The sequence below is a fragment of the Pseudomonas putida genome, from assembly GCA_041071465.1.
Taxonomy (GTDB): Bacteria; Pseudomonadota; Gammaproteobacteria; order Pseudomonadales; family Pseudomonadaceae; genus Aquipseudomonas; species Aquipseudomonas putida_P.
In genome coordinates this window covers 876915-896816 of the sequence record CP163498.1, presented here as the reverse complement: position 1 = coordinate 896816, position 19902 = coordinate 876915, and the positions used below count along the sequence as shown (strand labels likewise).

Here is a 19902-nt window from a genome sequence, read left to right as displayed (position 1 = left end):
CCGCTGCCCGGTGGGTCCCGTGGCAGCGGACGCTGTGGCCGAATCAGTGCTGCAGGATCTTGCTGAGGAAGTGCTGGGTGCGCTGGTCGCGGGCGCTTTGGTCACCGAAGAACTCTTCCTTGGTGCAGTCTTCGATGATGCTGCCCTTGTCCATGAAGATGACCCGGTTGGCGACCTTGCGGGCAAAGCCCATCTCGTGGGTCACGCACATCATGGTCATGCCTTCGTGGGCCAGTTGCACCATCACGTCCAATACCTCGCTGACCATCTCCGGGTCCAGTGCCGAGGTGGGTTCGTCGAACAGCATGACGATCGGGTCCATGGCCAGGGCGCGGGCGATTGCAACGCGCTGCTGCTGGCCGCCGGAGAGCTGGCCTGGGTGCTTCTTGGCATGGGCGCTGAGGCCTACACGGTCGAGCAGGGCCAGGCCCTTCTTGGTGGCTTCAGCCTCGCTGCGGCCCAGGACCTTGCGCTGGGCGATGGTCAGGTTTTCGGTGATGGTCAGGTGCGGGAACAGCTCGAAGTGCTGGAACACCATGCCAACGCGCGAGCGCAGCTTGGGCAGGTTGGTCTTCGGGTCGGCGATCGAGGTGCCATCGACCACGATATCGCCCTTCTGGAACGGCTCCAGCGCGTTGACGCACTTGATCAAGGTGGACTTGCCCGAGCCCGACGGGCCGCAGACCACCACCACTTCACCTTTCTTGACCTCGGTGCTGCAGTCGGTCAGTACCTGGAAGTCGCCGTACCACTTGTTGACGTTCTTGATGGAAATCATACGGTGATCCTTTTTTGCAGGCGCTTGACCAGCCACGAAGCGGAGAAGCTGATGATGAAGTAGACGACGCCGGCGAAGATCAGGAACTCATGTGAGCGCCCGATGATGTCGCCGTTGGAACGTGCCGAGTTGAGGAAGTCCACCAGGCCCACGGTGTAGACCAGCGAGGTGTCCTGGAACAGGATGATGCTCTGCTGCAGCAGCAGTGGGGTCATCTTGCGGAACGCCTGGGGCAGGATGATCAGGCGCATGGTCTGCGCGTAGTTCATGCCCAGCGCTTGCGCGGCGCCCATCTGGCCCTTGGAGATCGACTGCACGCCGGCACGGACGATTTCGCAGAAGTACGCGGCCTCGAACATCATGAAAGCGACCACGCAGGAGGTGAACGCACCGACCGGCGTGTCTTCGCCGGTAATCCAGCGCAGCACGAACGGCACGGCCAGGTAGAACCAGGTGATCACCAGCAGCAGCGGGATCGAGCGGAAGTAGTTGACGTACGCACCTGCCAGACGTGACAGCAGTTTGCTCGAGGACAGGCGCATCAGTGCCAGGATGGTGCCCAGTGCGATACCGCCGACAACACCCATGACCATCAGCTGCAGGGTCATGACCATGCCGTCCCACAGGGCAGGCAGGGCAGGGATGATTTCGCTGAAATCCATATCCATTTACTTGCCCCCCACGGAGATCAGGCCGGGCACGGCGACTTTTTTCTCGACCATGCGCATGAGCAGCATCAGGCCCATGTTCAGGGTGAAGTAGATCAGCGTGGCCAAGGTGAACGCCTCGAACAGGTTGGCGGAGAATTCGGCGGTTTGCTTGGTCTGCGCCAGCAGTTCCATCAGGCCGATCAGCGACGCCACCGAGGAGTTCTTGAAGACGTTGAGAAACTCGGAGGTGAGCGGCGGAATGATGATGCGGTAAGCCTGCGGCAGCAGCACGTTGTTGTAGATCTGCGGGAGGCTGAAACCCATGGCGCGGGCAGCGGCTTCCTGGCCTTTGGGTAGCGCCTGAATACCGGTACGTACTTGCTCGCAGACACGGGCTGCGGTGAACAGGCCCAGGCAGATGACCACGCTGATCAGTGCCGAGGTGGTCGGGTTGAGGTCCTGCTTGAACCACTCCTGCAAGCCTTCGGGCAGCAAGTCCGGTACCAGGAAGTACCAGATGAACAGCTGCACCAGCAGTGGCACGTTGCGGAACAGTTCCACATAGGCGGTGGCGATGCCCGATACCAGGCGGTTCGGCACGGTACGCATGACACCGAGGACCGACCCCAGCAGCAGCGCGATGATCCAGGCGGTGATGGCGATGGCGATGGTCCAGCCCAGGCCGGTGATGTACCAGTCCAGATAGGTTTCGCTGCCCACGCCGGTGGACTTGAAGAACACGCCCCAGTCCCAGTTGTAATTCATCGGGATTTCCCCTCAGACGGTTGTTTCACGGGCACCTTCGAGCATCCAAGGGCGGCACGCGCCCTCGGATGAAAGGTTAGACACTAATGAGTGGCCTGCAGGATTGATTCGTGCGCTTGAGCACCAGGCCACTAATTGCTGAGGATCAGGACTTCTTCTCGTCCGCGGCCTTGTCGGTTGGCTCGGCGATCAGTTTTTTCAGCTCGTCGCTCATCTGGAACTGCAGGTTCAGGCCTTTTGGCGGGATCGGCTGCATGAACCACTTCTCGTAGCTCTTGTTGACTTCGCCCGACTTGAAGTAACCGACAATGGCGTCATCCACCGCTTTCTTGAAGGCTGCGTCTTCCTTGCGCACCATGCAGCCGTAGATTTCATACGACTGTGGGGTGCCGGTAATGACCCAGTCCGACGGTTTGCGCGCCTTGGCCATTTCGCCGGCGAGCAGGGCGTCGTCCATCATGAAGGCCACGGCGCGGCCGCTTTCGAGCATGTTGAAGGCTTCACCGTGGTCCTTGGCGGAAATCACGTTCATCTTCATCTGCTTGTCGGCGTTCATCGCCTTGAGGATGCGTTCGGAGGTGGTGCCGGCGGTGGTCACCACGTTTTTGCCAGCCAAGTCCGGGAAGTCTTTGTATGCAGGCTGACCGTCCTTGACCTTGGTCAACAGGCGGGTACCGACTTCGAAGATACCGACCGAGAAGCCGACTTGCTGCTGGCGCTCGACGTTGTTGGTGGTGGAGCCGCACTCGAGGTCGACGGTGCCATTCTGCACCAGTGGGATGCGGGTCTGGGAGGTGACCAGGTTGTACTTGACCTTGATGTCGGTCCCCAGTTGCTTCTTCAGGGCATCGACGACAGCCAGTTGGATGTCATGCGAATAACCCACGGGCTCGGGCTTGCCGGCCAGGTAGGAAAACGGGATGGAGGAGTCGCGGTGGCCCAGGGTGATGGTGCCCGAATCCTTGATCTTCTTCAGGGTGCCGGTCAGCTCCTCGGCCATGGCCGGCGAAGCGATCACAGCGGCCGCAATGGCGGCGCCCAGCAATTGACGAACGATACGCATCAAATTTTCCTCGACGTGTTTGTTTTTTTTATGGAGCCGTTGGCGGACTCTTTCGTTCAACGAATACAGAAAGAAGCGTTTGCACTCGGCTACCAAGTGTAGAGCATGAGTCGTGCCAAGCCCTGATTTCGATCATAACGTCCCGCAGAACCTGGCAATCAATAGTTTAGCGGTGGTCATGTAACAGAATTTGCGTCCGAATCCCCGAATGAATGGGTATGCAATCGTTCGGTAATCCGAACGAATCGACGGGGCGCAAGCTGCGTACTATTTAATTAACACCGGATGACGGCTTCTTTCAGCTTTCTTGTCTGCTTCTCAAAATAGAGAGGCAGTCCATGAGCGATTTCCCCAGGCACGACCTGCCACCCGACTCGGTAGAGGCACTGATCGCCAGGCAGTTGCCCGATTGGTTCAAGCAGGCGCCAGCCGATGCGCTGAAGGAGCTCAACCTTGCTTTGAGCCGCCAGCAGCAAAGTGTCGACCAGTTGGATCGGTTGTTGAGCGCTATTCCTTGCTTGGCCAAATTTGCCGCTCCGCGCCTCGAAGTGGCCTTGCACAAGGAGCACAACCGCCATATCGATGTGCGCTCGACGCAGCTGTGCACTGTGGAGCGCAGGTTCTATCCGAGCAGTTTCCCTATGCCACCTTCGGTACGGACGGTGCGCACGAACGCGGTGCCGTTGCTGGCTGCAGCGATGCACAATTTCGCTGAGGATGAAATCGTGGCCAGGCCGGTTGTCCGCCGGCAGGTGGAGTCGGCGTCAGGCGCCGTGATGCCCATTTCGTTCGTGTCGTTCGCCAAGCTCTGCCGTAAGTTGGACCTGGGCGGCCACTACCAAGGGTTGTTGCGAGAGCATCTGTTACCCGCTGACGAGGCGGGCGGCACGCCGGGCCATGCTCGGCGTGCTGTCGAGGTTGTGTTTGAAGAGGCGCAGCGCACGGCATTGGATGCGGCGGTGCGCATCGCTTTTTTGAAAGCAGACATCGATGAGCGCAGCTTCCTGCAGATGCTGAGGGTTGTCGCGCCCACGCCGATCGTACCAGCCGACACCACAGTGCTTACCTGCAGGCAACTGTTCTTGCTTGGCAAATGCATCCAGGGTGTGGTGGTGGTCGAGTGCCGTGAACATGGCGGTGGCGCCCCTTCGGGGCTGATCGTCTGGATACCGGGCGACGCTGCTCGACCCGTTCTTCAGCATGCTTCCTGGGCCGCGCTCTACCAGGATTTAGGGCTGCGCTTGCGCGAAACACGGTTTGCCAAGTTTTTCATGCGGTTCATTGGCGAGCGCGAGCGTATGGCTTTCAGCGCCGTGCTTGAACGCCTTCAGGCCCAGACCGCGAAAGGAGCCGCACTGGCACTCGACGGTCGTCATTTTCCTTTGGACAAACCGCTGTTCGCTCATCTGCGGGCCCAGCGCATTGACAAGATCTTCGACGATGCCAGGGTGTTGGCGGTGCCTACCGGAGACGAAGATGCCGCCGCTCGCCGCCGGCGGCTCGCCGGCTATGAAAATGCCGGCTTGACTCTGCTAGGCCTGGCCGGATTGTTCGTACCCGTACTGGGCGAGGTGATGTTGGGGATTGCTGCGCTTCAGATTGCCGACGAGGTCTACGAAGGCTATCAGGATTGGCAGCTCGGAGACCGTGAGGCTGCCTTGGGGCATGTGTTTGCGGTCGCGGAAAACCTGGCGGTGGGTGCGGCGGTGGGCGTCGCGGCGGCGCAGGTGCGAGCGTTGGTCCCAGTGATGCTCGATGGCGGGCAATTGAAACTCTGCTCCTCTGACATGGCGGCATACCGGGTGGAGCAACCTCCCGGCTTGTCCATGGCGCAAAGTGAGGGGCACCTGGGGCGTTCTCAAGTGCAGTTTCACGAAGGCACTATCAGATGGCGCGCTCGCAGGATGGCAAGGACTTGGTAATCCGTCACCCGAAGCGCGAGCAGGCATATCGACCGTTACTCGAACGCAACGGCAGCGGCGGCTGGCGCCATGCGCTGGAGCGGCCTCAGGAATGGACGGGAGAGCTGCAACTTCTACGTCGGCTGGCCGCGGACTTTTTTGACATGACAGCGGAACAGGCGACCGCCGTGTTGGATTGCACGGGCTTTGACGAGGCACAGCTTCGTCAACTGCATGTTGAGCACGCGCCAGCGCCTGCACGGTTGCGGGATGCATTCGATCGCCATCGGCTGCACACCCTGCATCCAGCCATTCAGGCAGATGCATTGGAGTTGCTGGTGGCTGCCGCCCAAGAGGCCGAGGAAGTGGAAGACGCATTGATGCGGCGTTCATTTCCGGGGCTTACCGTTCGCGGCGCGAAAGAGATACGCAAGCAGGTCGACAATCAAGTGCTCGAACGATTGCGTTCTACCGGGCGAGTTCCATTGGCCATGGCTGAGCGTATCCGCTGGTTCCTGCATGACAGCCGGTTGGATCGCGCCTGCGCCGGTTTTCGTCAACGACAGGCGGTCAATGGTGATACTGAAAAGCTGGCCATCGGTTTGGTCCATGAGCTCGCGCCCTGGCCAGAAGCGTTGCGCGTCGAGCTTCGCGTGGGCTCGGCACAGGGCACTTTGCTGGGACAAGCAGGTGCAGAGTCGGCAACAGAGGTGATGTGCATCGTGCGAGAAGAGCAGGCCTATCGCATCCATGACCTGACGGTTGATCCTCGCCCCGTAGCCGCACCTACCGACAGCCTGATGCACGCGCTTCTGTTGTGCATGAGTGACGAGCAGAAAGTCGTCCTCGGCGATCCACTGCTGAACGAACAGCAACTGGTCGAACGGCTGGCGGGGCACGCCCGTATGCACCGCGACCTCGCATCAAGGCTAATAGGCCAGGTGCCTATTTCCGGTGGTGTGCGTCCTCCTGTGCGGTTTGCCGATGGCCGGCTCGGCTACCCACTCAGTGGCCGGGCAGAAAGCCGTGGCCAAGCTGCCAGGCGCGGCATTTCGCAGATCTTTCCAACGCTCGACGACGCGCAACTGCAGCAGTACATGCTCAGCCTGGTTACCGAGCGGGTTGACCCGTGGTCACACTACCAAGCGCTGTTTCAGCAATGGCGTGCCTTGCGTGAGGCCCTGGCGGGTTGGCGAGCCGGGTATGCAAACATGCTGGACCTTCTAAGGCGCAGCCGGGTGAGCAACGCGATCCGGCGTTGCTGGCGCCGCAAGCTTAGACGCCGGGGGGATGGCAGTTATGCGCTGGAAATCAACGGCGAACGCGTGGGTAGCCTGCCTGAGCTGCCTGCGGGTATCAGCTTCGGGCATGTTACTCGCTTGGCGTTGCGTAACATGGATCTAGAGAGCATCGACGCTGACTTTTTACGGCGCTTCCCGCAGTTGAGGCAGCTTGATCTGCGCAATAACCGACTGGTATCGGTACCACCGGGTATAGAGCATTTGACCGAACTTCGCCTGTTGCGTCTGGATAACAACCAGATCGTGATGACCCCGGCGGACAGCCGACGCCTTAATGCGTTGCTCATTCTGGAAAGGATAGAGCTCAATTACAACCCGTTGGGCAATGCTCCGCAGGTAAGGCGGTTATTGAACGTGCGCCAGTTGGGGTTGCGAGCGGCAAATATTGAACAGTTGCCCGCAGGCATTGAGCAGTTGCCTTGGCGCGGTATCGCCGACTTGCGTGACAACCGTATTCGGCAAGTCAATCGCGACCTTGTGGGCCTGCGCGCCCGCTTGCAGCAAATGGCGCTGCACGATAATCCACTGGATGAAGCCAGTGAGGCATTGCTGGAGGAACAACCGGGGCCTTCGAGTGCTGCGCGGCACACGGTTCAACACAACCCTGCCTACCGTCATCATGGGGATCTGCAGGCCGAGCAGGCAGAGTGGCTCGTCGGCGCGACTGGCCCGTTGCGCACAGAGCGCGAGGCGTTGTGGAGCAACCTGCGCAGCGAGGTAGGCTCGAATGACTTCTTCAACTTTTTGCGTGATTTCGCACGCGGTCCGGATTATCGGAAATATCCCGCGTACTACCGGGCGAGGGCCTGGGGCATCATCGAGGCATGCGAGCAGAACAGCGAGTTGCGCGAGTTGTTGTTCGAGCAGGCAGGCGGGCGGGCCACCTGTGAGGACAGGCTGCTGTGGCTGTTCAGCCAGATGGAAACGCGTGTGCTGGTTCATCGACAGACGGCGGGCCTCGCCCAGGGGCAGAGTGAAGCAGCTTTGATGAGGCTTGGGCGTTCGCTGTATCGCTTGCAACAGGTGGACAGGATCGCCGCACGCAAACTGGTGTGGCTCAGGGAGGTGAACGCGAATCATCCGAGAAACCTGGAGCGAATCGATGACATCGAAACCTACCTGGCGTACCGGGTCAGGCTGGCCGGGCTTCTGCAGTTGCCAGCGCAACCGCTGCGTATGCACTATGAGCTGGATGCTTTCGTGACCGTGGAAGACATCAATATCGCCAGGGCTGAAGTGCTGTCTTTGGAGTCCACCGAGCAACTGGCGCAATCGTTGGCTGAACAGGAGTTCTGGCAGCATTACCTGCGGGAGAGATACGTTGAGCGATTCAGAGCCTTGGTAGATGCTCATCGCCAAACGTTGGAAACGTACGAATCACAAGTTGAGACCGGCGCGCTCGATGAGCAGACGTACCTGGACCGGTGCAATGAGTTGAAGCGGCTCCTGGAAACGCAAGAAAGCGCCCTTATCAAGCGTTTGACTGTAGAAGCCTATGCACGTTGGCCTCTGTAGCGCAAAGAGGCCTGACGCAGGGCAGCGCCTTTGGCGAAGCCCTGCGACTACGTGGTATCAGGCAGCCTGGACGCCCTGGCGATCGTTCAGGTATTGCTTCAAGGTTTGCTGCTCTGCTGCTGTGGTGAACAGGCCCAGCTTGGTACGCCGCCACAGAATATCGTCGGCCGTCAGCGCCCATTCTTCGTTGCGCAGGTAATCCACCTCGCGTGTGAACAAGCCACCGCCGATTGCCTGGCCGAGGTCCACCGGCCCTTGAACACCGTCCAGCAGTTGCCATGCGCGGCTGCCGTATGTGGTAGCCCAACGTTTGGCAATGTCCATGGGTAACCAGTGATGGCGTGCCAGCAACGCATCGACCAGCGCCTGTGCGTCGGTCATGTTCTCGCCGCCCGGTAGCGGGCTTTCAGCCGTCCAGCTGCCGCGCATCTCGGTGAAGAATGGCTTGAGCTCGCCCATTGCCGATTCTGCCAGCTTGCGATAGGTGGTGAGCTTGCCACCGAATACCGACAGTAACGGTGCCTGGCCATCGCCTGCGGACAGCGCAAGGGTGTAGTCGCGGGTCACGGCCGAAGGGTTGTCCGATTCGTCGTTGCACAGCGGGCGAACGCCGGAGTAAGTGTGCAGGATATCGGCACGGCTGATCTGATGGTTGAAATGCTGGTTCACCACCTTGAGCAGGTAATCCGTTTCTCCCTCGGTGATTTTCACTTGAGCAGGGTCGCCACTGTATTCGCGGTCGGTGGTGCCGATCAGGGTGAAACGTTCCAGATAGGGGATGCAAAAAACAATGCGCTGGTCTTCGTTCTGCAGGATGTAGGCATGTTCGCCCTCGTACAGGCGCGGAACGATGATGTGGCTGCCCTGGATCAGGCGAATGCCATAAGGCGCATCGAGCTTGAGGTCGTCCTTGATGAAGCTGGCGACCCATGGGCCGGCGGCGTTGACCAGGGCGCGGGCGCGAAGGGTCTGCAGGCTGCCGTCGGCGTGCTGCAGTTCAACCTGCCACAGGCCATCGACGCGCTCGGCGCGCAGGCAGCGGGTGCGCGTGTGGATGTGCGCACCGTGCTCACGGGCGGCCATGGCATTGAGCACCACCAGGCGGGCGTCATCCACGGCACAGTCGGCGTATTCGAAACCGCGGCTGATCGCTGGCTTGAGCGGGTATCCCGGGCCAAAGCGCAGGCTGCGCGAAGCGCCCAGGCGCTTGCGCTTGCCCAGGTGGTCATACAGGAACAGGCCAGCACGAATCATCCACGCAGGGCGCAGGTGCGGGCGATGTGGCAACACGAAGCGCATCGGCTTGACGATGTGCGGTGCCTTGGCCAGCAGTACTTCACGCTCGGCCAGTGCTTCGCGCACCAGGCGAAACTCGTAGTGTTCCAGGTAGCGCAGGCCACCGTGGATCAACTTGCTGCTGGCCGACGAGGTGTGCTGGGCCAGGTCGTCCTTTTCGCAGAGGAACACCTTGAGGCCGCGCCCAGCGGCGTCGGCAGCGATGCCCACGCCATTGATACCACCACCGATCACAGCGAGGTCATAGCAGTCGGCGAGTGGGGGCTGGGACGAAACGGGCTGGGACACGGGCAAGGCCTCCTGAGGCTGTTCACATCGAATATGAACATTTATGTTCGTTTCCGAAAATACTAACGCAACAGAAAGCCCGTCGCCAGTCAGTCTCTATAGAAAAAACTGATCAGATGACAATAAAGTGAACATTTACGAAAATTGCGGGCCGCTTGGCAGCCCGCTTCGGCTCAAACCACTTCGAGGCGGATCTTGTACTGGTTGAGCAACTGAGTGAGGGCGGGGGTTGGCGCCTGGTCGGTCACCAGGTCTCGACCAGGCTGATCGAACCCAGGCGCACCATGGCGTTGCGCCCGAACTTGCTGGAGTCGGCGGCAAGGATCACTTGCCTGGCATTGGCGATGATCGCCTGGGATACCCGCACTTCCTGATAGTCGAAATCGAGTAGGCTGCCATCTTCGTCGATGCCACTGATGCCCACCAGGGCGAAGTCGACCTTGAACTGGTTGATGAAGTCGACGCTGGCCTGGCCAACCACGCCACCATCACGGCGCACCGTGCCACCCGCCACCAGCACTTCGAAATCGTCCTTGGCGGCCAGAATTGCAGCCACATGCAGGTTGTTGGTGATGACTTTCAGGTGGTTGTGGTTGAGCAGTGCCCGGGCAATCGATTCGGTGGTGGTACCGATGTTGATGAACAGCGAGGCGTGGTCGGGAATCTGCCGAGCCACGGCATCGGCTATGCGCTGCTTTTCGTCGCGCATCTGGTCGGCACGCATGGCGTAGGCAGTGTTCTCGATGCTCGAGTCGTAGGCCGCGCCACCGTGGTAGCGACGTAGCAGATTGAGCTCGGCCAGCTGGTTGATATCGCGGCGAATGGTTTGCGGTGTCACGACGAACAGCTGCGCCATTTCTTCGATACTGACGTAACCGCGATCGCGCACCAGTTCGAGGATTTGTTGTTGGCGAGGGGGCAGATTCATGGGCGGTCCTTTGGGGCAGCCGGACAAATTCTGCAATAATGCCGTAGGAAGGGGATGACGGCCAGTAGACGATTGGGGCCGCGTGGCGGCCCCAACAAGCGTTATGCCTCGTGGTCTTCCCAGTCACGGGTTCGCTCGACCGCCTTCTTCCAGCCGGCATACAGCTTCTCTTTCTGCGTTTCGTCCAGCTGCGGGCTGAACTCGCGCTCGATGATCGCCTTGTCGCGCAGCTCGTCCAGGCCGCTCCAGAAGCCACAGGCCAGGCCCGCCAGGTAGGCGGCGCCCAGCGCCGTGGTTTCGCGCATCTGTGGCCGTTCCACGCAGGTGCCGAGGATGTCTGCCTGGAACTGCATGAGGAAGTTGTTGGCCACCGCACCGCCGTCCACGCGCAGCTCGGACAGGTGCTGGCCGCAGTCCTGCTGCATGGCGTCGAGCACGTCGCGGGTCTGGTAGGCGATCGATTCCAGCGCGGCGCGGATGATGTGGTCCACCTTCACGCCGCGAGTCAGGCCGAACAGTGCACCACGGGCATACGGGTCCCAGTACGGGGCACCCAGGCCGGTGAAGGCTGGCACCAGGTAGACGCCGTTGCTGTCCTTGACCTTGCTGGCGAAGTACTCGGTATCCAAGGCGTCGTTGACGATCTTCAGTTCGTCACGCAGCCATTGCACGGTGGAACCACCGTTGAATACCGCGCCTTCCAGCGCATAGGCCACTTCACCGCGTGGGCCGCAGGCAATGGTGGTGAGCAGGCCATGGGACGACTTCACCGCCTGGTCGCCGGTGTTCATCAGCAGGAAGCAGCCGGTGCCGTAGGTATTCTTGGCCTGGCCTGGCTCCACGCACATCTGGCCGAACAGTGCCGACTGCTGGTCTCCGGCGATACCGGCGATGGCGATGCCGCTCTTGGTGTGGCCGTACACTTCCGAGGACGGGCGCACCTCGGGCAGCATCTGCCGCGGGATGCCCAGGATTTCCAGCAGTTTGTCGTCCCACTGCAGGCTGTGGATGTTGAACATCAGCGTGCGCGAGGCGTTGGTATAGTCGGTGACGTGCACCTTGCCACCCGAAAACTTCCAGATCAACCAGGTGTCGATGGTGCCGAACAACAGTTCGCCACGCTCGGCGCGTTCACGGGCGCCTTCGACATTGTCGAGGATCCACTTCAGCTTGGTACCGGAGAAGTACGGGTCGGTGACCAGGCCGGTGGTTTCACGAATGTACGCTTCATGGCCGTCACGCTTGAGCTGGGCACAGATCTCGGTGCTGCGGCGGCACTGCCAGACAATGGCGTTGTACACCGGGCGCCCGGTTTCCTTGTCCCATACCACGGTGGTTTCGCGCTGGTTGGTAATGCCCAGCGCGGCGACCTGGGCGTGGCTGATACCAGCCTGGGCCAAGGCCTCGACCATGGTCGCGCTCTGTGTGGCGAAGATCTCCATCGGGTCGTGCTCGACCCAGCCCGCCTGCGGGTAGTGCTGGGCGAACTCGCGCTGGGAGGTGCCCACCACGTTGGCATCACGGTCGAAGATAATCGCCCGCGAACTGGTGGTGCCCTGGTCCAGGGCGATGATGTAGTGCTTGTCCTGGGTGTCTGTCATGGTCGTAGGCCTTGCAAAAAAGGGTTCAGGGCTGGGCGTGATGCCGGCATCAATTGACTTGAGTATCGCCCTGGCGATTGTCATTTGTCTCAGGGTTCGCGGCAGGCGACATTGGCAAGTTGCGGGCAATCAGGCCGCGATACGTCGCGGCACCCAGGCAGGCGCCAAGGATCGGTGCGAACACCGGAACCAGGAAATACGGAATGTCCCGTCCGCCAGTGAAGGCGATTTCGCCCCAACCGGCCAGGAAGGTCATGAGTTTTGGCCCGAAATCGCGGGCCGGGTTCATCGCGAAGCCGGTCAATGGGCCCATGGCGCTCCCGATCACCGCAATCAACAGGCCGATCAGCAGCGGCGCCATGGCTCCGCGCGGCAGGCCGTTGTTGTCGTCGGTCAGGGCCATGATCACGGCCATCAAAATGGCCGTGATCACCACTTCGACCGCAAATGCCTGGCCGGTGGACAGGGACGGGTGCGGGTAGGTGGAGAACACCGAGGCCAGCTCCAGGCTGGCTTCACTGCCGCGCAGCATGGCGTGGGCTTGTTCGAAATCGAAGAACAGGTTGCTGTACAGCGTGTACACCAGCGCCGCGCCACAGAAGGCGCCGCACACCTGGGCCAGCATGTAGAAGGGCAGCTTGCGCTTGTCGAACCCGGCGAACAGGGTGAGGGCGATGCTCACCGCCGGGTTCAGGTGCGCACCTGAAATACCGGCACTGAAGTAGATGGCCATGCTCACGCCTACGCCCCAGATGATGCTGATTTCCCACAGCCCGAAGCTGGCGCCCGCGACCTTGAGCGCGGCGACGCAGCCGGTGCCAAAGAAGATGAGCAGGGCAGTGCCCAGGAACTCGGCCAGGCATTGGCTGGACAACGTGGGTTGGCGTAGAGCAGTCGTCATGTATGACCTCGTTTTTTTTGTTGTGAGGCGCGTGGCGCTCGACAGCAAAGCCCGGTGTCTATCCCCATTGACCCGGGCAGATGTAGGAATGCACCTTAAAAGTGCAGTGTTTATTCAGAAACGAAAAAATATAGACAAGAAACGCTGATGTCAAAGGTCGAAAGTGAACGACCAGTCACGATATGGTCGCTAAAATCCGCTTCGAATCCCCGTAGTAGAGGCGCGCGATTGTGGTGCGCTGGCTGGGATGTGGGATTTGTCCTAAAGTAGCCGCCGAGCCGTCCCAGACCGGAGCCCTTGCATGACCCCCGCCCTAGACCTGTTGAAGAAGCACCGCGCCGAGCACCGTGTGCACAGTTATGAACATGACCCCAAGTCGGCGTCGTATGGCCTGGAGGCGGCGGAAAAGCTCGGGCTCGACCCGCAACAGGTGTTCAAGACCTTGCTGGCTAGCAGCGAGAAGGGGAGTTGCTGGTAGCGGTCGTGCCTGTGGTAGGTACCTTGGACCTCAAGGCCTTGGCCCATGCTGCCGGGGTGAAGAAGTGCGAGATGGCGGACCCTGCGGCGGCGCAACGGGCCACGGGTTACCTGGTAGGCGGTATCAGCCCGCTGGGGCAGAAGAAACGGCTGCGTACGTTCATTGACGAATCAGCGCAGAACTTCGCAACCATCCATGTCAGTGCTGGACGGCGTGGGTTGGAAGTGGAGTTGGCGGCGGCGGTGCTGGCCGAGCATACCCAGGGCAAATTTGCCGGCATCGGTCGGGGCTGAGATTTCTGGGCCGCAAGGCGGCCCCGAGATTTCGAATCAGGTCGCCGAACTGTACCGACGAACGCCATTCTCTTGCCGCGGCAATTGCGCCGCCACACTGCCCGGCACCGGGAACAGCACCAGGTGATCGGCCTTCACCGCAATCCCCACATCTTCGCCGACCTGATGGTCGTTATGGCTAGGGAAGATAGCCTCCAGCTGGCTGCCGGTAGGCAGTTGCAGGCGGTACAGGGTCGATGCCCCCAGGAAGCTCTTGCCGACGATGTTCGCCTGCAGTGAACTGCCGGGTGCATGCACGATATCGTCGGGCCGCAGCAGCACATCCACCGAGCTGCCTGGTGCCATGATGTAGGCACGGTTGCCGCGCAGTTCACCCAGCTCGGTATTGACGGCCTCATGGCTGCTCATCTGCCCACGGATGAAATACCCCTGCCCAATGAAGCTGGCCACGAACGGCGTTTGCGGTTCGTGGTAAAGGTTGTAGGGCGTGTCCCACTGTTCCAGGCGGCCCTCCTTGAACACGCCAACCTGATCGCTGACGGCAAAGGCTTCTTCCTGGTCATGGGTAACCAGGATGGCGCTGGTACCGCGGCTTTTGAGAATGTCGCGAACCTCATGGCTCAGGCGCCGGCGCAATTCCACGTCGAGGTTGGAGAACGGCTCGTCCAGCAACAACAACTGGGGTTCAGGCGCCAGCGCACGGGCCAGGGCGACCCGCTGCTGCTGGCCACCAGAAAGCTCATGCGGGTAACGCCCGCCCAGGCCGCCCAGCTTGACCAGTTCCAGCATCTCTTCGATGACGGCGGCTTGGCGTGGGTGCTTGGCGATGCCGAAGGCAATGTTCTGCGCCACGGTCAGGTGCGGGAACAGCGCATAGTCCTGAAACACCATGCCGATGCGACGCTTTTCCGGGGCCAGGGTGAAGCCTGCACGGGAAATGACTTCGCCGGCCAGCTGGATCTCGCCGTCGTGCACCGGTTCGAAACCGGCAATCGCGCGCAGCGTGGTGGTTTTCCCGCAACCGGACGAACCGAGCAGGCAACCAATGTCGCCTGCGTTCAGGTGCAGGTTGAGATTCTGGACGATGCGCTGATCGCCATAACCGCAGGCGAGGTTGCGCAGGTTGAGCAGTAGGGGTTGACTCATGCGTGGTGGTAAGCCGGTTCTACAAGGAATTCGAGAAGCGCCTTCTGTGCATGCAGGCGGTTTTCAGCCTCGCCCCAGGCGACCGACCGTGGGTCGTCGAGCAGGTCCTGGCTGATTTCCTCGCCACGGTGGGCGGGTAGGCAGTGCATGAAGAGGACATCGGGTGCCGCCAGGTCGAGCAGTTCGCGAGTGACCTGGTAAGGCGCGAAATGCGCCAGGCGCCGTGCAGTTTCCTCCTCCTGACCCATGGAAGTCCAGACATCGGTGACCACAAGGTGTGCATCGCGCACGGCTTGCTTGACATCACGGATGATCTGCACGCGGTCACCGCCCAGCGCCATGAAGCGTTGATCCGGCTCGTAGCCTTCGGGGCAGGCGATGCGCAGCTGGAAATCGAACTGCCTGGCGGCTTCGATATAGGAGTTGCACATGTTGAAGCCATCGCCGATCCAGGTCACGGTCTTGCCCTGGATCGAGCCGCGGTGCTCGAGGAAGGTCTGCATGTCGGCCAGCAACTGGCACGGGTGCGACTCGTCGGACAGGCCATTGATCACCGGCACGCGCGATTTGGCAGCGAACTCGGTCAGCGTGCTGTGGGCGTGGGTACGGATCATCACCACGTCAAGCATGCTCGACAGCACGATGGCACTGTCGCCGATCGGCTCGCCACGGCCCAGCTGGGTGTCGCGCGGGGACAGGAAGATGGCCTGACCGCCAAGCTGGATCATTCCGGCTTCGAACGACACGCGGGTGCGGGTGGAGGACTTCTCGAAGATCATGCCCAGTACGCGGTTCTTCAGCGGCTCGAACAACACGCCTCGTTTGCGCAAGTCCTTCAGCTCGATGCCGCGGCGGATCACCCCGAGCAATTCGTCGGTGGTGAAGTCCAGCAGGGAGAGAAAGTGCCTAGCGCTCATGATTGACTACCTTATCTGCAACGGTATGCAGGTCGACCGTATGGTTTTTTTTGACAACGGGAGTGACCTGCGGCGTAAGCCGCACGGGGCGGACGAAATAGGGAAAGGCGCAATACTATAAGTAAATGTCGCCTGAAGCCAAGGGGGGAAACAGTGGCCTGATTGCAAAGGGTGTTGCAAAGGGTGTCTTTACCCGTTGGCCCGTGCTGTTTTTTATTTGCTACACCAAGGTTGTACACGGCTTGCTGGCAATTTGGCAAATGGCTGTCGCAAATCGTGCGCCTGATGTCGGTGGATTCACGCGGCGAAGCGCACTGGCTGTGGGCTGGGGGTGAGCGCATAGTCACTGCTGGACAACAACAAGGCAGAGGCGGCCATGACCAAGACCCTGCATCACCGTGCCTGTCACCTGTGCGAAGCGATCTGCGGATTGAACATCGAAGTCAGTCACGAAGACGATGGGCGGGCGTTTATCAGCTCCATCAAGGGCGACCCGCTGGACCCGTTCAGCCGTGGCCATGTCTGCCCCAAGGCTGTGGCGTTGCAGGACATTCAGAATGATCCGGATCGCCTGCGCCAGCCACACAAGCGAGTAGGCGAGCATTGGCAGCCGATTGGCTGGGACGAAGCGTTCGCACTGGCTGCCGAGAAATTGTGGGCGGTTCAGCAAGCCCATGGGCGCAATGCCGTGGCGGTCTACCAGGGCAACCCGAGCGTGCACAACTACGGCTTGATGACCCACAGCAACTACTTCTTGGGCCTGCTCAAGACCCGTAACCGTTTCTCAGCCACGTCAGTGGACCAGTTGCCGCAACACCTGGTCAGCCACCTGATGTATGGCCATGGTCTGCTGCTGCCGATCCCGGACATCGACCATACCGACTTCATGCTGATTCTTGGCGGCAACCCGCTGGCCTCCAATGGCAGCATCATGACCGTGCCGGACGTGGAAAAGCGTCTGAAGGCCCTGCGGGCGCGTGGTGGGCGGCTGGTGGTGATTGACCCACGGCGTAGCGAAACGGCGGCAATGGCTGACACTCATCTGTTCATTCGCCCCGGTGGCGATGCAGCCCTGTTGTGCGGCTTGCTGAACACCCTGTTCGAAGAAGGCCTGGCGCGGGGGTCGCACTTACCGGTCAGCGGCCTGCAGCAGGTGCGCGAGGCCATTGCGCCGTTCAGTGCCGAGGCCGTGAGCGCCCACTGTGGTATTGCCGCAGCCGACATACGCCAGCTGGCAGGCGACCTCGCCGCTGCCGGGCGGGCAGTGTGCTACGGCCGTATGGGCGTCTCGACCCAAGCCTTCGGCACGCTCTGCCACTGGCTGGTGCAACTGATCAACCTGGTGACCGGCAACCTCGACCGCACAGGCGGCGCGTTGTGTACGGAGCCTGCCGTCGACCTGGTGGCGACCACCTCGGGTGGTCATTTCAATGCCTGGCAGAGCCGTGTGTCGGGCTTGCCCGAGTACGGCGGTGAATTGCCCGTGGCGGCCTTGGCCGAGGAAATACGCACGCCTGGCGAAGGGCAGGTGCGCGCATTAGTGACAGTTGCCGGTAACCCCGTGTTGTCGACGCCTAACGGCCGCCAGCTGGATGCGGCACTGGATGGCCTGGAGTTCATGCTCAGCATCGATCTCTACATCAATGAGACCACCCGCCATGCCGATCTGATCCTGCCCTCCACCTCGGCGCTGGAAAACGACCATTACGACAGCACCTTCAACCTGCTGGCCGTGCGTAACGTCACCCGCTTCAACCGGGCGATCCTGCCCAAGCCGGAGGGGGCGCTGCATGATTGGGAGATCTTCGTCGGCCTGGCGCAGGCGTTTGCCAGGCGTGCCGAACTGGAGGTGAAACCCACCTGGGCGCCTGCGCAGATGATCGATCTGGCCCTGCGCAAAGGGCGCTATGGTGAAGCAACGCCTTGGCAGCTCTCTCTGGAAACACTGGGCAACCATCCGCATGGGCTTGACCTTGGGCCGTTGCGCAGCAACCTTGCTGTACGCCTGGCGACTGCCAGCAAAACTGTCGAAGCGGCGCCCCAGGTGTTGCTGGATGACTTGCACCGCCTGGCGCAAATGACGCCACCTGTGCCGGGCGAACTGCTGCTGATCGGGCGTCGCCATGTGCGCAGCAACAACTCGTGGATGCACAACTTCCATCGCCTGGTGAAGGGCAAGCCACGCCATCAGTTGTTGATGCACCCGCAAGACCTGCAGCAGCGCCAGCTGCAGGACGGCCAGCGGGTGCGTATCCGCTCGCGAACGGGTGAACTTGAAGTGGAGGTGCAGGCCTGCGAGGACATGATGCCCGGGGTCGTCAGCTTGCCCCATGGCTATGGCCATGGCCGTCAGGGCGTGCACATGCAAATCGCCCAGGCGCAACCGGGCGTGAGTGCCAATGACCTGACCGATGAGCGCTTTCGCGATCAGGTTTCCGGCAACGCTGCCCTCAATGGCGTGCCCGTGCAAGTAGAGGCCGCGTAAGCAACGGCAAGGCCGAGCACGCTGCTCGGCTTTCCGATACAATGCGTCACCGTGCCGACGACCGCGTCGGAAAGTTCAGCTGAGGTGCTAGATGGATATCATCGATACGATCAAAGAGCAGATTGCCAACAACACCATTCTGCTTTACATGAAAGGCTCGCCGAATGCCCCGCAGTGCGGGTTCTCGGCCAAGGCATCGCAGGCTGTGATGGGTTGTGGCGAAAAGTTCGCCTACGTCGACATCCTGCAGAACCCGGAAATCCGCGCCAACCTGCCAAAATACGCTAACTGGCCGACGTTCCCGCAGCTGTGGGTAGCCGGCGAGCTGGTTGGCGGTAGCGACATCATGCTGGAAATGTTCGAAAAGGGTGAGCTGCAAACCCTGATCAAGGAAGCGGCTGCCAAGGCCAAGGCTGCTGAAGCCTGATCTTCCGGCAAGCATAAAAAAACCCGCTGATCGCGGGTTTTTTTATGCGGCGAATAATTACTCTTCGCCCATCTGCGACTGCAGGTAGTTTTCGATACTGATCTTGTCGATCAACCCCAGCTGGGTTTCCAGCCAGTCGATGTGTTCTTCCTCGGACTCGAGGATGTCTTCGAGCATGTCACGCGAGCCGAAGTCACCGGCGGTTTCGCAATGAGCGATGGCTGCTTTCAGGTCGGCCAGGCCTTTCTTCTCCAGCTTCAGGTCGCACTCGAGCATTTCCTTGGTGTGCTCGCCAATCATCAGCTTGCCCAGGTCCTGAACGTTCGGGATGCCTTCGAGGAACAGAATACGCTTGATCAGTTTGTCAGCGTGCTTCATCTCGTCGATGGATTCCTTGTACTCGTGCTTGCCGAGTTTGTTCAGGCCCCAATCTTCGTACATGCGTGCGTGCAGGAAGTACTGGTTGATCGCGACCAGCTCGTTTCCGAGGATCTTGTTGAGATGCTGGATGACGCTTACGTCGCCTTTCATTTCGGGTTCCTGCCCTGTAGAAGTGTGCCAATACACTGAAGTTTGAGCCCGATACTTAGGAGTGTCAAACCTAAGTTGTTGAATAATAAGTGAAAATTAATAGGAATAAGAATGTTTGTGAACCGCGTTGGAACGCTAACTTATTGAATTTTGGGCATAAAAAAACCGGACACAGGGTCCGGTTCTTCAAATTCTGGGCGTTCAGGCTGCGGTAAATTCTACAGGGTAGGGCAGGGATGCCTGGCTGACCTGAAGCTCGGTCAGGGTCTCGCGGACCACCTGTTTGGCCAGGCAGGCGCATTTGCCACACTGGCTGGCGACATTGGTCGCGGCTCGCACTTCCTTGTAACTGCAGCATCCTTCATAGATCGCATCGCGGATCTGTCCGTCGGTAACGCCGACACAAAGACACACATACATAAGGGCTGACCATCGCGGGTTGAGTCGATGGGTGGAGCTTAATGTTAATGAGAATGCTTGTCAAAGGACTTTCTGGAAGGGCCGTGCTTGAGCGACCGGCGGTTGCTTTGTCGATGGAGTCGGCCTGTCATCAGAAGCCGTGTATGATGGTCGGCCTTTGTTGGATGTCGGGCAGGCCCGTCTGGCCCGGCAAACGGTTTTTCACCCTCATCAGGAGA

Annotated in this window: 15 protein-coding genes and 2 pseudogenes; 5 read left to right on the top strand and 12 right to left on the bottom strand. The window is 60.5% G+C overall.

Going from position 1 to position 19902, the window contains the following annotated elements; genetic code table 11:
- Positions 1 to 43: 43 nt before the first annotated feature.
- The 4 genes from AB5975_04170 to AB5975_04155 form a co-directional block, all read right to left on the bottom strand.
- Positions 44 to 778: an amino acid ABC transporter ATP-binding protein gene (locus AB5975_04170; protein XDR21115.1), complete on the bottom strand. Its 735-nt coding sequence runs from the start codon at positions 776 to 778 to the stop codon at positions 44 to 46.
- Entirely contained in the window at positions 775 to 1446 is a 672-nt protein-coding gene (locus tag AB5975_04165) for an amino acid ABC transporter permease (protein ID XDR21114.1), read from the bottom strand. Before AB5975_04165 ends, AB5975_04170 begins: the two co-directional genes overlap by 4 nt.
- Positions 1447 to 2193, bottom strand: coding sequence for an amino acid ABC transporter permease (locus AB5975_04160; protein ID XDR21113.1), 747 nt, complete (start codon positions 2191 to 2193; stop codon positions 1447 to 1449). It abuts the gene before it with no gap.
- A 145-nt stretch (positions 2194 to 2338) separates the two neighbouring features.
- Positions 2339 to 3256, bottom strand: coding sequence for a glutamate/aspartate ABC transporter substrate-binding protein (locus AB5975_04155; GenBank protein ID XDR21112.1), 918 nt, complete (start codon positions 3254 to 3256; stop codon positions 2339 to 2341).
- Between the two features lie 338 nt (positions 3257 to 3594).
- Between AB5975_04155 and AB5975_04150 the strand changes: the two genes are divergently transcribed.
- Both AB5975_04150 and AB5975_04145 read left to right on the top strand, forming a co-directional pair.
- A complete protein-coding gene (locus AB5975_04150; protein ID XDR21111.1) occupies positions 3595 to 5178 on the top strand; it encodes a DUF6543 domain-containing protein in 1584 nt (527 codons plus the stop codon).
- The gene (locus AB5975_04145; protein ID XDR21110.1) at positions 5145 to 7973 is read left to right on the top strand and encodes an NEL-type E3 ubiquitin ligase domain-containing protein; all 2829 of its coding nucleotides are present in this window, start codon (positions 5145 to 5147) and stop codon (positions 7971 to 7973) included. The genes AB5975_04150 and AB5975_04145 overlap by 34 nt, the downstream gene beginning before the upstream one ends.
- A gap of 57 nt (positions 7974 to 8030) precedes the next feature.
- Here the strand turns inward: AB5975_04145 and glpD are convergent, their stop codons facing one another.
- From glpD to AB5975_04125, 4 genes and pseudogenes are all read right to left on the bottom strand, one after another.
- A complete protein-coding gene (glpD, locus tag AB5975_04140) occupies positions 8031 to 9557 on the bottom strand; it encodes a glycerol-3-phosphate dehydrogenase (GenBank protein XDR21109.1) in 1527 nt (508 codons plus the stop codon).
- 173 nt (positions 9558 to 9730) lie between these two features.
- Positions 9731 to 10485 (bottom strand): annotated as a pseudogene (gene glpR, locus AB5975_04135) (DNA-binding transcriptional repressor GlpR).
- A gap of 101 nt (positions 10486 to 10586) precedes the next feature.
- On the bottom strand, positions 10587 to 12086 hold the full coding sequence (gene glpK / locus AB5975_04130) for a glycerol kinase GlpK (GenBank protein XDR21108.1): 1500 nt from the start codon (positions 12084 to 12086) through the stop codon (positions 10587 to 10589).
- Between the two features lie 49 nt (positions 12087 to 12135).
- Complete coding sequence (locus AB5975_04125; protein XDR21107.1) at positions 12136 to 12987, bottom strand: MIP/aquaporin family protein; 852 nt, start codon at positions 12985 to 12987, stop codon at positions 12136 to 12138.
- A gap of 301 nt (positions 12988 to 13288) precedes the next feature.
- On the opposite strand from AB5975_04125, the pseudogene ybaK reads away from it, so the two are divergent.
- Positions 13289 to 13758, top strand: a pseudogene (gene ybaK, locus AB5975_04120) (Cys-tRNA(Pro) deacylase).
- Positions 13759 to 13794: 36 nt separating this feature from the next.
- On the opposite strand, the gene AB5975_04115 reads toward ybaK, so the two are convergent.
- Positions 13795 to 14904, bottom strand: a complete 1110-nt coding sequence (locus tag AB5975_04115) for an ABC transporter ATP-binding protein (protein ID XDR21106.1) — start codon at positions 14902 to 14904, stop codon at positions 13795 to 13797.
- Positions 14901 to 15821 (bottom strand): ornithine carbamoyltransferase, encoded by a 921-nt coding sequence (argF, locus tag AB5975_04110; protein ID XDR21105.1) that lies wholly within the window; start codon positions 15819 to 15821, stop codon positions 14901 to 14903. The genes AB5975_04115 and argF overlap by 4 nt, the downstream gene beginning before the upstream one ends.
- Before the next feature lie 376 nt (positions 15822 to 16197).
- Here argF and AB5975_04105 point away from each other — a divergent pair, with 376 nt between their 5' ends.
- On the top strand, positions 16198 to 18306 hold the full coding sequence (locus tag AB5975_04105; protein XDR21104.1) for a molybdopterin-dependent oxidoreductase: 2109 nt from the start codon (positions 16198 to 16200) through the stop codon (positions 18304 to 18306).
- A 91-nt stretch (positions 18307 to 18397) separates the two neighbouring features.
- Complete coding sequence (gene grxD, locus AB5975_04100; GenBank protein ID XDR21103.1) at positions 18398 to 18733, top strand: Grx4 family monothiol glutaredoxin; 336 nt, start codon at positions 18398 to 18400, stop codon at positions 18731 to 18733.
- Between the two features lie 57 nt (positions 18734 to 18790).
- Here grxD and bfr read toward each other — a convergent pair whose 3' ends face one another.
- Together bfr and AB5975_04090 are read right to left on the bottom strand one after the other, a co-directional pair.
- Positions 18791 to 19264, bottom strand: coding sequence for a bacterioferritin (bfr, locus tag AB5975_04095; GenBank protein ID XDR21102.1), 474 nt, complete (start codon positions 19262 to 19264; stop codon positions 18791 to 18793).
- 201 nt (positions 19265 to 19465) lie between these two features.
- Positions 19466 to 19684 (bottom strand): bacterioferritin-associated ferredoxin, encoded by a 219-nt coding sequence (locus AB5975_04090; protein XDR21101.1) that lies wholly within the window; start codon positions 19682 to 19684, stop codon positions 19466 to 19468.
- Between the last annotated feature and the right edge of the window lie 218 nt (positions 19685 to 19902).

What these genes read in the sequence shown, in the direction of transcription:
- AB5975_04165 (XDR21114.1), bottom strand. Translation starts at nt 1,446, where the DNA reads ATGGATATGGATTTCAGCGAAATCATCCCTGCCCTGCCTGCCCTGTGG.
- AB5975_04160 (XDR21113.1), bottom strand. Translation starts at nt 2,193, where the DNA reads ATGAATTACAACTGGGACTGGGGCGTGTTCTTCAAGTCCACCGGCGTG.
- AB5975_04150 (XDR21111.1), top strand. Translation starts at nt 3,595, where the DNA reads ATGAGCGATTTCCCCAGGCACGACCTGCCACCCGACTCGGTAGAGGCA.
- argF (XDR21105.1), bottom strand. Translation starts at nt 15,821, where the DNA reads ATGAGCGCTAGGCACTTTCTCTCCCTGCTGGACTTCACCACCGACGAA.
- AB5975_04155 (XDR21112.1), bottom strand. Translation starts at nt 3,256, where the DNA reads ATGCGTATCGTTCGTCAATTGCTGGGCGCCGCCATTGCGGCCGCTGTG.
- AB5975_04105 (XDR21104.1), top strand. Translation starts at nt 16,198, where the DNA reads ATGACCAAGACCCTGCATCACCGTGCCTGTCACCTGTGCGAAGCGATC.
- AB5975_04125 (XDR21107.1), bottom strand. Translation starts at nt 12,987, where the DNA reads ATGACGACTGCTCTACGCCAACCCACGTTGTCCAGCCAATGCCTGGCC.
- AB5975_04145 (XDR21110.1), top strand. Translation starts at nt 5,145, where the DNA reads ATGGCGCGCTCGCAGGATGGCAAGGACTTGGTAATCCGTCACCCGAAG.
- AB5975_04115 (XDR21106.1), bottom strand. Translation starts at nt 14,904, where the DNA reads ATGAGTCAACCCCTACTGCTCAACCTGCGCAACCTCGCCTGCGGTTAT.
- glpK (XDR21108.1), bottom strand. Translation starts at nt 12,086, where the DNA reads ATGACAGACACCCAGGACAAGCACTACATCATCGCCCTGGACCAGGGC.
- AB5975_04090 (XDR21101.1), bottom strand. Translation starts at nt 19,684, where the DNA reads ATGTATGTGTGTCTTTGTGTCGGCGTTACCGACGGACAGATCCGCGAT.
- AB5975_04170 (XDR21115.1), bottom strand. Translation starts at nt 778, where the DNA reads ATGATTTCCATCAAGAACGTCAACAAGTGGTACGGCGACTTCCAGGTA.
- bfr (XDR21102.1), bottom strand. Translation starts at nt 19,264, where the DNA reads ATGAAAGGCGACGTAAGCGTCATCCAGCATCTCAACAAGATCCTCGGA.
- grxD (XDR21103.1), top strand. Translation starts at nt 18,398, where the DNA reads ATGGATATCATCGATACGATCAAAGAGCAGATTGCCAACAACACCATT.